General features: G+C 70.4%; 10 protein-coding genes. 3 read left to right on the plus strand and 7 right to left on the minus strand.

What is annotated here, in order from left to right:
- The 6 genes from ACZ1DY_RS04525 to ACZ1DY_RS04550 form a co-directional block, all read right to left on the minus strand.
- The gene (locus ACZ1DY_RS04525; RefSeq protein WP_465483673.1) at nucleotides 1-1,611 is read right to left on the minus strand and encodes a serine/threonine-protein kinase; all 1,611 of its coding nucleotides are present in this window, start codon (nucleotides 1,609-1,611) and stop codon (nucleotides 1-3) included.
- 219 nt (nucleotides 1,612-1,830) lie between these two features.
- Nucleotides 1,831-2,676, minus strand: a complete 846-nt coding sequence (locus ACZ1DY_RS04530; RefSeq protein ID WP_465483674.1) for a hypothetical protein — start codon at nucleotides 2,674-2,676, stop codon at nucleotides 1,831-1,833.
- Between the two features lie 255 nt (nucleotides 2,677-2,931).
- The gene (locus ACZ1DY_RS04535) at nucleotides 2,932-4,152 is read right to left on the minus strand and encodes a hypothetical protein (protein WP_465483675.1); all 1,221 of its coding nucleotides are present in this window, start codon (nucleotides 4,150-4,152) and stop codon (nucleotides 2,932-2,934) included.
- Between the two features lie 338 nt (nucleotides 4,153-4,490).
- Nucleotides 4,491-4,796, minus strand: a complete 306-nt coding sequence (locus ACZ1DY_RS04540) for a hypothetical protein (RefSeq protein ID WP_126736640.1) — start codon at nucleotides 4,794-4,796, stop codon at nucleotides 4,491-4,493.
- A 152-nt stretch (nucleotides 4,797-4,948) separates the two neighbouring features.
- Nucleotides 4,949-5,236 (minus strand): chorismate mutase, encoded by a 288-nt coding sequence (locus tag ACZ1DY_RS04545; protein ID WP_016331191.1) that lies wholly within the window; start codon nucleotides 5,234-5,236, stop codon nucleotides 4,949-4,951.
- A 171-nt stretch (nucleotides 5,237-5,407) separates the two neighbouring features.
- Nucleotides 5,408-5,827, minus strand: coding sequence for a DUF1707 SHOCT-like domain-containing protein (locus ACZ1DY_RS04550; RefSeq protein WP_465483676.1), 420 nt, complete (start codon nucleotides 5,825-5,827; stop codon nucleotides 5,408-5,410).
- Between the two features lie 90 nt (nucleotides 5,828-5,917).
- Here ACZ1DY_RS04550 and pcrA point away from each other — a divergent pair, with 90 nt between their 5' ends.
- On the plus strand, nucleotides 5,918-8,323 hold the full coding sequence (pcrA, locus tag ACZ1DY_RS04555) for a DNA helicase PcrA (RefSeq protein ID WP_126736642.1): 2,406 nt from the start codon (nucleotides 5,918-5,920) through the stop codon (nucleotides 8,321-8,323).
- 697 nt (nucleotides 8,324-9,020) lie between these two features.
- Here the strand turns inward: pcrA and ACZ1DY_RS04560 are convergent.
- Nucleotides 9,021-9,707 (minus strand): M23 family metallopeptidase, encoded by a 687-nt coding sequence (locus tag ACZ1DY_RS04560; protein ID WP_126736643.1) that lies wholly within the window; start codon nucleotides 9,705-9,707, stop codon nucleotides 9,021-9,023.
- Nucleotides 9,708-10,304: 597 nt separating this feature from the next.
- Here ACZ1DY_RS04560 and ACZ1DY_RS04565 point away from each other — a divergent pair.
- Both ACZ1DY_RS04565 and ACZ1DY_RS04570 read left to right on the plus strand, forming a co-directional pair.
- Nucleotides 10,305-12,149, plus strand: coding sequence for a hypothetical protein (locus tag ACZ1DY_RS04565; protein ID WP_465483677.1), 1,845 nt, complete (start codon nucleotides 10,305-10,307; stop codon nucleotides 12,147-12,149).
- Entirely contained in the window at nucleotides 12,146-12,505 is a 360-nt protein-coding gene (locus ACZ1DY_RS04570) for a hypothetical protein (protein ID WP_257489208.1), read from the plus strand. Before ACZ1DY_RS04565 ends, ACZ1DY_RS04570 begins: the two co-directional genes overlap by 4 nt.
- Nucleotides 12,506-12,578: the final 73 nt, after the last annotated feature.

Genomic DNA, 12,578 nt, shown 5'->3' on the forward strand with positions numbered 1-12,578 from the left:
TCACGGACTCGCCGGAGGCGATGACGGTTCGGACGGCTCCACGGACTTGCTGGAGCTCGGCGGAGGCGATGTCTTCGAGGAAGTCCTGGAGGAAGTCCTCGTCGGCGTCGGAGGATCCGGCTCCTGCGTCTGCGTCGCCTTGCTCGTCGTCTTCTTCGACGAAGTCGTCTCCTTGGGCGGCTCGGAAGACTCCGTCTCCGTCGGCGCTACCGTCGTCTCGGGTGCCGAAGACGGCGCTGACGGAGAGGGCTTCGTCGACGAGTTCCCCACCTGCGCGGGCGTCTCCGGGTTGTTCGGGCTCAGCAGCCAGAACCCCAGCGCGGCCAGCGCCACGACCACGACACCACCGATGATCGCGGGCTTCTTCCACGCGCCCGGCTTCTCGTCGTCGTCCTCGTCCACCGGGCTGGTCTGCGCGCGGGTGGGCGGCGGCGGGGGCGGGTTGTCGTAATCGTCGTCGTAGGGGTCGTCGTCGTAGTCGCCCGCGGGGATCGGGACGGCGCGCGTGGGCGCGGGGCCGCCGCCGGGGTGGCCGCGTTCGGCCATCAACGCCGTCTCGTCGTAGTTGTCGTACCCGTCGTAGTCGTCTTCCGGGTAGCCCGACGCGGGCTGCTGGTAGTCGTCCTCGTCATCGTAGTACGACCCGGCCGCGTCCTGCTCGTCGAGCAGCGAGCCCGAGTGACCGGCGGCCTCGCTGTCGAGCGCCTGGGTCACGCCGCCGCCGGCGAGCGCGCCCGCGATCGGGGCGGCGAGCACGGTGTCGTCCGCGGGGCCGCCCAGCGGCGTTTCACCCCGTGCGACGGCGGCGAGGAGCTCTTCGCACTCTTCGGCGGTGGGGCGGTGCCGCACCTCCGGGTGCAGCAGCACGGCCAGCACGCTGGCGAGCGGGCCGGACTGACGCGGCGGGATGATCTGCCCGGCCGCGACCGCGTGCAGCAGGCTGAGCGTGTTCTCACTGAGGCCGAACGGCGGCTGGCCTTCGCAGGCGGCGTAGAGCGTCGAGCCGAGCGAGAAGACGTCGGACTCCGGGCCAGGGTCGCCGCCGATGGCCACCTCGGGCGCCAGGTAGGCGGGGGTTCCGGCGATCATCCCGGTCTTCGTGACCGTGACGTCGTCCTTGGCCCGCGAGATGCCGAAGTCGGTGATCTTCACGGTGCCGTTGGGCGCCAGCAGGATGTTGCCCGGCTTGATGTCCCGGTGCACGATGCCGACCGCGTGCGCCTCGGTCAGCGCGGCCGCGACCTGCGCGCCGATCCGCGCGACCTCCGTCGGCGGCAGCGTCCGCTCCTCCTGCAGCACCTGGGCGAGGCTGGTGGAGTTCAGGTACTCCATGATCAAGCACGGCTGGCCGTTGTCGTCGGTGACGACGTCGAACACCGAGATGGCGTTCGGGTGGTGCAGCCTGGCGGCGATCCGCCCCTCGCGCATCGTGCGCTGACGGGCGTCTTCGGCGTCGTGAGCCTCAAGCCCGGGCTGCAGAAGCAACTGCTTGATCGCCACCGTGCGGCCGAGTACCTCGTCGTGCGCTTGCCACACGGCCCCCATCGCGCCCGTGCCGATCCGCCCGGCGATGCGATATCGACCGGCGACCAGGCGACCCTCGTCGCTCACGCGACCTCCCTTTGGGCTCCGTCTTCACGACGCGGAATCGTCCGCGTGCGCGGTGCGGCCTTCAGCACGCCACAGCGTTGGAGCGTATGCACATGTAGTGGTCTGTGTGCCGGCTTTTCCGAGACCGACTCGTGACAAGGCTAGGCGCTCACTCTGCGCACACACACGCGGCACACTCTGATCGCCCTGGGTGGAGGGCTGTTACACGCGCGGTGTCCGTCACATGTGCTGAGCGGACAGCAGCCGCGCGTCGGTGATCAGGCCGGAGGTCTCGTCGGCGAATTCGAGCACCTGCGTGACCCGCAGCAGGCCGCCGTCCGGGTTGCGCATGGTCACGACGGCGAGGATGGTGCCGTCGGCCTGTTCGTGGAGGTCCTGGATCTGGATGGCGTCCATCGCGCTCCACGCCTCGATCAGCTTGCCCGCCTCCGACTCGGCCAGCACCGGCGTGATCAGCGACATCGCGCCGTAGGGATCGGCGTCGACGGTCTGGTAGAACTTCCGGACCGCGTCGATCTTGTCCTCGGCCGTGCTGACCGCGGCGGGTTTGAGGGCGGGCTGCGAGCTGGTGCTGCTGGACGACGAGCCCTGCGGCGGGAGCGAACCCGAGCCGGTGCCCGAAGACGGCTGAGGCGTCGTGCTGGTGCCCGACGTCGCCGGGGTCTCCTGCTTCCGCTGCGGCTCGGTGGAGTCCGGGACGGCGAGCCCGCCGAGCGCGGCGGCTCCGCTCATGGCTTCGGGTGCGGCGGCACCCGGCACGGTGCCCTGCGGCTGCGCGCCGGCGAGCACGCCCGCGGTGACGACGGCGCCCGCGACCAGGAGCCCGGCGGCGACCAGACCGGCCAGCTTGGCGCGGCGGACGGCGCGGCTCTCCGGCTCGTCCACCTCGGGTTCGGGCCGCGCCGGCCGCTCTTCGCGGGTGCGCGCGGGTACGAACTTCTGCGGCTCGCGGAAGACCTGCTCCAGGTACTCGCGGTCGACGCGGGTGTCGTTCAGGATCTCTTCCGGGATGACGTCCTCGACACGTACGGCGTCCTCACGCCGTATGCGCTGTCGATCAAGCACGAAATTCCTCGCTCTGGTCCGGGGCAGGCGCTGGGCCGTTCGGCCGACGCCTCTGGTCCGCGCGGCCGTCTTCTGAACGGTGCGGACCCTGCAGTCGCCAGGTAACCCTGTGCGGACGGCCCACGGCCAGACTCCATCGCCGGAATGCCGTCGCGATACGACGAACGGCAGCTTAGGTCACCCACCCGGACCAGGGACGACCGCTCAACGCACCGCACGTGCAGAGGAACAGGACACTTGCACGTGCGTGGTCGCCTACATGCCGTCGTCGACGATCTTGTCGTCGTCGCCGAAGGTGAACGTGCGCTGTTCCATGGTCTTCGTACCGTCCTTGTGCGTGACCTCGACGGTGTTGACCGTGACGCCGCGGCGCTGGTCGATGCTGACCTTCTTCACCTCGAAGTAGGCGACGTCGGCGTAGCGCTCACGGAGGCCCTCCGCGCCTTCTTCGCGTAGGCCGCCGGAGGTCACCGAGGACGCTTCCTGGGGGTTCGTGGTGACCGAGTTGAGGAAGATCTCGGTGTTGTCGCCCATCGCCTCCGCGTCCGGCTGCGACGCGTACCAGGGGCCGGGCGTGGTGGTGCGGTTGGCCGGGACGACCGGCGGCTTCTGCGGCCGGTCGCTCGACGACGGCGCGGGCCGCCCCGACGTCACCGGCCCGGAGCTCGAACCGGGTCGCGACGAGTCGGTGCCGGCGGTTTCGCTGTCCGAGGGGGTGCCCGAGTTGACGGAGCTGCGGTCGTCGCCGGTGGTGGACTCGGTCTCGGATTCGGACGGGTTACCCGCCGCGCCACCCTGCGGCGGCGTGGCCGGATGGCCGGCGACACCGTCCTGGGTCAGCGGGCTGCCGCCGCGGTATCCGGGCCAGCCGCCCTGGCTCTGCTGCTCCGGGAGGGGTTTGCCGACCAGGTACGAACCGGCGAAGAGCAGGCCGACCACGACCAGCGCGGACGCCGCCGCCGCGAACCAGGCGGCCTTGCGCCAGGTCTTGGGCGGGGTCACCGAGGCGGGCACCGTACCGAGGTCGAAGGTGCTCAGGCCGTCGACCGGCGGGGCGAGGTAGACGCGGACGTCGTCGGTGTCGTCGACCTCCACCGGCTCGGGACGGCGGGGAGCGGGTGCGGTCAGCGTCACCTTCGTGCGCTGCGCGACCTTCGCGGTCCGTTCCCCGGTGGTGGCCGGTTCGGTGAAGGAGACCTCGACGCGCGCGGGGACCTCGCGAGCGGGCTGGGGGAGCGGCAGATGGCCGCTCGATGGGGCGTAGCCGGGGCTCGGCGCCCTCCTGTCCCGCGGTGGCGGCAGGGGAAGGGAACCGGTGGAGGGCGGGGCGAACTCACGGTGCGCGTGGTGGCCGTGCCCGGTGGGTCGCTGCCGCCTCGGCGGCACGGCCGGAGTCCAGCCTTCGGTACCGCCCGCCCGGTGACGGCCCGCTTGCGTGGCGCCGTCCCGTCCCTGGTGTTCCGCCCAGCCGTTCATGTCCGAGCGACCCCCTCACAGGCCGGCCCTGACGGCGATGTGACACCGGTTAAGCCGAACGGAGCAGCGGGTTCACGGGATCCCTCGCTTGCAGACTCCCAAGCACTCTCGTGAGCAAATGCACGCGCATACGACTGGGGGCGCGCGGGGCCATCGCCCCCGCGCGCCATGCGGGCATCGCCCGACCCAGACGCAAGGGTCCACACGAGGACCACACTAAAAGTTCGACACCCGCAAGTCTTCACCCACTCTGCAAGTTGCAGATGTTTCACTCGGTCGGGCGCGGCCGAACGGGCCTCGGTGACGTTACGGAGTGCTATCGGCGCTGGTGAAGCCGTTCAGTTGCCGCTGCGGTACTTCTGCTGGGTCGATTGCAGGGCTTTCGTGGCGGTGATCCCGCTACCCGCTGCAAGCAGAATGGCGATGATGTCGAGCGTCGTTCCCCCACTCGTGAGCAGCCAGGCGAAAAGCGAGGCGGCGGTGGTACCCGCTGCGATCGGCCAGCGCGTCTTGACGTACTGGGCGATGGGGGTGCCGCCCGCGCGCTTACCCGCCGCGTTGTTCAGCATGGCGAGATAACCGAGATGGCCCAATGCCGCGAGGACACCGGCGATCGCGATGATCACGGCGATGAGGTTAATCATGTGTCCAGTTTGCCCTGTCCCGCGCCGTCGTGGCTCGGGGAACACCCTGAGTTCCGCCTCACGGCACTGGATCGTGACGTCGCCGGATCGCGTTTAGCCCGCTGAACGCGATCCGGGCGCGCCGCGAGGGAGCAAGGGACCTTTGCTACCACCTACCGCCCCAGCCTGCCCCGCCCGAGGTTGAGCAGCGCCATCGCCAGCTGCCGTCCCTCCGGCCCGAGCTCGCGGTAGCGCGCCAGCACGTCCATCTCGCGGTTGTAGACGATCCTGGTGCCGCCCGCGGCCATCCTGGCCGCACCGATCGTCTTGGAGACTTCGACGCGGCGTTTGACCAGCCGCAGGATCTCGCCGTCGAGGAAGTCGATCTCCTTGCGGAGCTCGCCGATCTCTTCGGCGGTGGCGGTGGGTTCTTCGGCGTCGGGCTTCTGTGTGGTGTTCATCGGGACCTTTCTTCGGTCCGGATTCCCATGCTGGCCCCCGGAACAGCGTAAAGCCCCGGGGTCCGTGGACTCCGGGGCTTCGGGTGATGGCATTTCGGCACTATGCGATCACGGGAGCCGGAGTCCGGGTCCCGTAAAAAAATCGCATCGCGTGGTGCCGCATGCCGCTCATTATGCCACAGCGACGCCGTCCTCCGGCTCGAAGCGGCGGCGTGCTCCGCGGACGCGGGCGTGGACGAGGACGCTCATCGCCAGCCAGAACATCGGCATCGCGGGCCAGAAGAAGGGCACCCCCCAAGCCGTCCAGCGGACGATCAGCAGCACCGAAAGCACCACGGCGACCGCGAGGTGGATCCGCACCGCCGGATGCCCGAAGGCGACCGGGCGCCGCTTCGGCACGGGTTTCGGCAGATCCGACGTGAGCGCGACGAGATCGTCGGTGTATTTGGCGGAATACACGGCGCTCAGCCGGTCTTCCACTTCTTCGAGGGTGAGACGGCCTTCACCGCCGGCGGCCTGGATGCGGGTGGCGACCCGCTCGCGGTCGGCGTCGGCGGCCCTGAGCCGGGAGGGAATTCCGTTGGTGTCCATGACGACCGATCCTCCGTCGCGAACACCGCTCGCGCGTCGGACGGCAGGCGGCAACATCGCCTACGCCCGGCGCTGTAGCGTGGACCGGCGATGAACACCCTCTTCGATCTCCCAGCGGACGGTCCGGCCAAGTCCCGGCACTCGGACCTGCTCGACGACCTGAACCCGGCGCAGCGCGAGGCCGTGACCCATGCGGGCTCGCCGCTGCTCGTCGTCGCGGGCGCGGGTTCCGGCAAGACCCGGGTGCTGACCCGGCGGATCGCGTACCTGCTGGCCGAACGGGACGTGCACCCCGGCCAGATCATGGCGATCACGTTCACCAACAAGGCGGCCGCGGAGATGCGGGAGCGCGTGAGCGACCTCGTCGGCCGCCGTGCCAACGCCATGTGGGTGTCGACGTTCCACTCCATGTGCGTGCGGATCCTGCGCCGTGAGGCCAAAACGCTGGAGATGTCGTCGAGTTTCTCCATCTACGACTCGGACGACACGAAGCGGCTCATCACCCTCGTCGCCCGGGATCTCGACATCGACCCGAAGAAGTACGCGGCGCGCACGCTGGCCGTGCACATCTCGAACCTCAAGAACGAGCTGATCGATCCGGAGACGGCGGTCGCCGACGCGGGCAACGATCTGGAACGCCGCGTCGCCGAGGTCTACGTCGAGTACCAGCGGCGGCTGAACCAGGCCAACGCGTTCGACTTCGACGACCTCATCATGCGGACGGTCGAACTCCTGCAGCGGTACCCGGACGTCGCCGAGTACTACCGGCGGCGGTTCCGGCACGTGCTCGTGGACGAGTACCAGGACACGAACCACGCGCAGTACACGCTGGTCCGCGAACTGGTCGGCACCGAGGCGAACGAGGCCGGGATCGAGCCCGCCGAGCTCTGCGTCGTCGGCGACGCGGACCAGTCGATCTACGCCTTCCGCGGCGCGACGATCCGCAACATCGAGGAATTCGAGCGTGACTTCCCGAACGCGCGGACCGTGCTGCTGGAACAGAACTACCGCTCGACCCAGACGATCCTGAACGCGGCGAACGCGGTCATCGCGCGAAACCCCAACAGGCGCGCGAAGCGGCTGTGGACCGATTCCGGTGACGGCGAGAAGATCGTCGGCTACGTCGCGGACAACGAGCACGACGAAGCGGCGTTCGTCGCGGGCGAGATCGACGCGCTGGCGGACAAGGGCGAAGCGGACTACTCCGACGTCGCGGTCTTCTACCGCACCAACAACCAATCCCGGGTCTTCGAAGAGATCTTCATCCGCCTCGGCCTGCCGTACAAGGTCGTCGGCGGGGTGCGGTTCTACGAGCGGCGCGAGGTCCGCGACATGCTCGCGTACCTGAGGGTGCTGGCGAACCCGGAGGACACGGTCAGCCTGCGCCGTATCCTCAACGTCCCCAAACGGGGCATCGGAGACCGTGCCGAAGCGGTCATCGCGACGTACGCCGAACGCGAGCGCATCTCGTTCGCGCAGGCGTTGCGCGGCGCCGTCAATGGCGAGGTGCCGCTGCTGAACCCGCGCTCCGCCAAGGCGATCACCGGTTTCGTCGAGTTGATGGACGAGCTCGGCGAGGTCGTCGAGAGCGGCGCGGAGGTCGCCGACATCCTCGAAGCGGTGCTGGAACGCACGGGCTACCGCACGGAACTCGAGGAATCCGAAGACCCGCAGGACGCGTCGCGGGTGGAGAACCTGACGGAACTCGTCACCGTCGCGCGGGAATTCACCGAATTCACCACCGAGGTCGCCGGTCCGGAGGGCGAACTGCCGGAGACCGAGCCGGGTGTGCCGGAGCCGGGCTCGCTGCCCGCGTTCCTGGAGCGGGTCTCGCTGGTGGCCGACGCGGATTCGGTCCCGTCGCCCGACGGCGGCGATGACGGCGAGGGGCACGACGCGGGCGTGGTCACGCTGATGACCGTGCACACCGCGAAGGGCCTCGAATACCCGGTCGTCTTCGGAACCGGCTGGGAGGACGGGATCTTCCCGCATATGCGCGCGCTGGGTGACCCGACCGAGCTGGCCGAAGAGCGCCGCCTCGCCTACGTCGCGATCACGCGGGCGAGGAAGAGGCTGTACGTCTCCCGTTCGATGGTGCGCTCCGCCTGGGGCCAGCCGCAGATGAACCCGGCCTCGCGGTTCCTCGACGAGCTTCCCGCCGACCTGGTCGATTGGCGCAGGCTCGCGCCTTCCTCGTCCTCCGGTGGTTTCGGTTCGTCCGGCGGATCGCCGCGGGCCGCGACGACCTGGGGGAGCCGCGGCGGTGGCTCGCCGGCGTCGAGGACGGCGAGTACGAGCCCGTTCGGCAAGGGCTGGAAGGACACCGTCGCGCTCAAACTGGACGTCGGCGACAGGGTCAGCCACGACAAGTACGGGCTCGGGACCGTCGTCGCCTGTGACGGCACGGGCCCGCGGGCCACGGCGACGATCGACTTCGGTGCCGCCGGCAAGGTCCGGCTGATGCTCATCGGCAGCGTCCCGATGGTCAAACTCTAGCCCTGACCTGCGGTTTCTCCGCCGCACGCGAAAACTGTCGGACCCCTCCAGTATACCTGTGCCATCGAACACGAGTTCGATGCGCTGGGGTAGGCTGGACGAGCCGGTGTGCCCCGATCAGGAGGAGGGGGCGCAACCGGTGTGGACGGGGTCTTGTTTGGGGTTCTCTCGAGTGGGGTACTCGAGTATCTGCGGGGTGTTGAAGAAGGGGCGGGAACGGATCGGGGTCCGGAACCGCCGGAAGTGCTCAGGCTGGTCGCGGCCTGGCGCGCGTTACTGCGGACGCACGAACCGGACGGGGCCGGACGGTGCGTCGTATGCGGGCACGCGCGGCGATGGCTGTTCGGGCCGCGGCCAGCCGGGTGCCGAACTCTTCTTAGGGGACTTTTCGCCAGACGGCGGCCGAACGAACATGGCCCGGCCGGTCTCTGCACGGTCTGGCAGATCGCCGTGGGGTACTTCGTCCAGAAGCTGCCCGGGGGCGTCGCGTGAGGCCGCTGAGGGCCTGGAAGACCACACATGCTCCGAGGCCGATGGCCTACGACGCTTCCCGTTGCCCTTGAAGCTGTTGTCTTCGCAGGGGGAAGCGGAGGTCTTGAAGGCGCGCCAGAGCGTCGTCGCCCGGCGCGCCTTCTACGGGAGCGGAGTCACCGGTGTGGTGGAAAGGTGCCGCGTCGAAAGGAAAGCGGAGGCTCGATCAGCCGACGCTCACGCCACGGGCGGCGAGCCACGGGCGCGGGTCGATCTTCTTCGTGCCGTTCTGCCAGACCTCGAAGTGCAGGTGCGGGCCGGTGCTCTGGCCACGGTTGCCGACCTCGGCGATCTCCTCGCCGCACTTGACCTTCTGGCCTTCGCGGACGGAGAACGAGTTCATGTGGCCGTAGACGTGGATGGTGCCGTCGGCGAGCTGGACCTTGACCCAGAGGCCGAAACCGCTGGCCGGGCCGGCTTCGATGACCGTGCCGTCGGAGGCCGCGACGATCGGCGTGCCGATCGGGGCCGCGATGTCGATGCCGAGGTGGCTCGTGCCCCACCGGGCGCCGAAGCCCGAGGTGAAGGTGCCCTTGGCCGGCATGCAGGTCTTGGGGCGCTTGGCCTCTTCTTCGGCCTTGCGGGCCGCTTCGGCCTCACGCTTGACCCGGGCCTGGGTGATGCTGTTGTTCTCCGAGAGCTTCTGGGCTTCGGCGGAGGCGTTCGTCGACTGGCTCGTCGGCAGCAGCTCGGGTGCGCCACCGCCGGCTCCGCCACCGAGGGCGAACGAGGCGCTCGCGTCCTGGGTGCTGGCCAGCGGCGTGACGGCGGCGTCGGAGGATTCCGAAACGGACTTCAGGGTCTGCCCGGCAGCGGCGGCCGCGAAGGCGCCGGCAGCGACGGCTGCGACCACGACACGACCGCGAAGGGCCGAGGACGGGGGCGACAGGCGGTGCGAGCCCCGGACGCGGACGACCGCACCATCCAGTGCGTTCTCGAGCGCCGGGGAAGGAGCTTGGCCGCCGGGGGAGCGGTGTGAAGCCAAGACGGGGCCTTCCATGTTCGGGGAGTCGGATCAAGAGCCCGGGCGGGGGATCCCGGTGAAGAACCTCGGGGGTGGTTCGTTCGGTGCTCTCATTCGTGATCTGACTGTAATGGGGACCCCGGGACAGTAACGAAGCGGCACCCCCGACAGCAAGATCTGGCGGCGCTCTCGGCCGATCGGGCGACGGCGATCTGGCCGTTGTCCAGTGAGGATTACCCAAAGTTAGAGCAGGTTTACTCACAACCGTGTGACTTGCGTTACAAGATCAGAGGGCCGTTCGGGGGTACCGGAGGGCCGGAAAGGAGGCAAACGAGGGAAATAAGCGGTTGCCTGACGGTGTTGAAGGAGGTTTACCCGGACTGGGCCGTCTCAACCCTTCTTCAAGGGCCGGCCGAGCGCCGATGAGACCCAGGGCGCCCCCTGCTGCCGGGCCGCGCCGACCCCGGCTTGCTAGCGTCGCCGTCGATGACTTCGCGCTCACGGCACCCTGGCGACTCCGCCGGGCAAGCCGTCCCCGGTACCGCGTCCGCCGAACTTCTCCGGAGCGAACCGGGCTCCCGCCCGCGAGCGCTCCTGCTGTCGGCGGGGCTGGTGTCGGCCGGTGCGGTCGCGCTGGCGGCCGGCGCGCTGCTGCCCGTCATCCAGGGGGGCTCGCCTGGTTTCACCGCCGCTCCTCTGCTGGTCGTGCTGGCCTTGGCGCCCGCGGCGGCCGTGCTCTACGCGGTGGTCACCGGGCGCTCGGGGCTCGCGGCGGGCCTGGTGCTCGGGCTCACCGCGCTCGCGCCCGGACGGCTGCTGCTGGATCTGCAGCTGCTCGCCGACGGCTCCCTCGCCGCGCGCCCGGAACTGTTCCTCGCCGACAGGCTGCTCGCGCTGCCTCCGGCGGGGCCGGGGCTGTGGCCGCTCGTGGCGGGCCACCTGCTCACGCTCGCGGCCGGCGCGTTCGCCGCCGGGGCCGCCCGCGACGAGGCGGAACTGGCGGGCGAACTCGACGGACGGCGCCGCTGGCGGCTGCTCGGGCCCGTGCTCGGTGTGGCGGGCGGGGTCGGCCTGCTCCTCGCGCCGTTCGGTTCGGGCAACGCGTACCTCCTGGCCAAGAACGCCTTCGAGGGCCCGACCGTCGCGATGGCCGGATACCTGTTGCTCGCGGCCTTGCTGCCGCTGACCGCGCTCGTGGCGGTGAGTTCGCCCTCGGCCGAGGTCGGCAAGGGCGGATTCGCCGGAGCGGGGCTGGCCGCGCTCGCGGTCGGTGTCCCGCCCGTGATCGCGGGACTGGTCGTGGACCGGCTTTCGGTCGCGCCGGGTTCGGTGGTCGTGACCGTCGCGGGCCTGGCGCTGGTGGGGCTGGCCTTCACCCGGTTCGACGTCGCGGAAGCGGGCGAGGCCGTCACCGGGGACATGGCGGGCGAGGCCAAGCTGCCGGGGCTGTTCTGGTGGCGGCTGGCCACCGGCGGTCTGGCGCTGCTCGCCGCCGCGGCCGCGACGGCGGGTGCGCTGGCCCCGGTGCTGAAGGCCAATGGTCCGGCGCCGGTACCCGAGACACCGGCGCGCTGGCTGCTGCTCGGCGCCGCGGTCGTGCTCGCCGTGCCCGCGCTGTTCGTCTTCGTGCCGCGGCTCTCGGCGTTCGCCAGGGGAGTCGTCGCGGCCACGTGGGCGGGTGTCGTCCTCGCGGGCGCGGCGGTGCTGAGCGCGGCCCTGTCCGTGACCGAGGACAAGGCGGTGGACCCGGCGCTGTTCGGCGTCGACCTGCCGGTGCCGTTGCCGGACAAGGTCGGCTTTTCGGCGGGCCCCGGCGTCACGTGGACGTTCATCGCGCTCGTGCTGGCGGCCGTGGCCGCGCTCGCCGCGGTGATCACCGGCGTCGTGGAGCGAGACGTCTCCGACGACGACAACGCGGAACTGGACACCGGCCTCGACGGAACGCGGGCCGGTGGGAACGTGCTCACCCCGCTCGTCGCGGCGGCGGTACTGGCGATCGCCGCGTTCGGCACGCCGGTGTTCACCGCGCCCGGCTACACCGCTCCCGGGCTGTGGTCGGACTTCGGCGCGGCGTCGTGGGGCCTGCTCGGCGCGCTCGCGGTCGTTCTCGGCCTGTACGCACTCGTTCCGCGCTCCCGGCCTGCCGCGGCGGCCTCCGCCTTGGCAGGCGCCGCGCTGGTGCTCGGCCTGCGCGCGGCGGAACTCCCGCTCGTCGGCTCGGAGTACGACGGCTCGTCGGCCGGGATCGGGTTCTGGCTCGCGCTGGCCGGCGCCGTCGTCACCCTCGTCACGGCAGGGATGGCCGTCGCGGGCGCCCGGCGGGCCGGATGACGCGCCGTCTTCTCCGGGTCGTGCTGGCCGAGTTCGACGTCGAGGAAGGCGCGGCCGTCGCTCTCGGGCGGCTGCTGCGCGACGACGGCGTCGAGGTGGTCTACGCCGGGCGTCTCGACACGGTCGACCAAATGGCCAGAACGGTCGAACAGGAGGATCCGGACATCCTCGGTGTCCTGTGCGGCGCGAGCGAACCGGAGGGCCTGGCCGACGCCGTCCCCGGCGTCCTCCTCTTCGCGGTCGGTAACGGCCCGAGCGGGTTCGAGAACGCCTTCGAAAGCCTGGAAAACGCGGCGAACTGGGTCTCCGGTGTGCGGTCTCACACCGTGGAAACACCGTCTGACCGCGTACGGTGACCGACTTCACCAGGTGCGGAGTCCCCTGCTTCTACGCAGGTCGCTAACCTCGACTGGTCCGACAGCGCGGTCC

This window comes from Amycolatopsis sp. PSD-21 (assembly GCF_055561455.1).

Bases quoted from the DNA above. Each gene is read 5' to 3' on its own strand.
- ACZ1DY_RS04535 (WP_465483675.1), bottom strand. From the start codon at position 4,152: ATGAACGGCTGGGCGGAACACCAGGGACGGGACGGCGCCACGCAAGCG.
- ACZ1DY_RS04540 (WP_126736640.1), bottom strand. From the start codon at position 4,796: ATGATTAACCTCATCGCCGTGATCATCGCGATCGCCGGTGTCCTCGCG.
- ACZ1DY_RS04545 (WP_016331191.1), bottom strand. From the start codon at position 5,236: ATGAACACCACACAGAAGCCCGACGCCGAAGAACCCACCGCCACCGCC.
- ACZ1DY_RS04550 (WP_465483676.1), bottom strand. From the start codon at position 5,827: ATGGACACCAACGGAATTCCCTCCCGGCTCAGGGCCGCCGACGCCGAC.
- pcrA (WP_126736642.1), top strand. From the start codon at position 5,918: ATGAACACCCTCTTCGATCTCCCAGCGGACGGTCCGGCCAAGTCCCGG.
- ACZ1DY_RS04565 (WP_465483677.1), top strand. From the start codon at position 10,305: ATGACTTCGCGCTCACGGCACCCTGGCGACTCCGCCGGGCAAGCCGTC.
- ACZ1DY_RS04570 (WP_257489208.1), top strand. From the start codon at position 12,146: ATGACGCGCCGTCTTCTCCGGGTCGTGCTGGCCGAGTTCGACGTCGAG.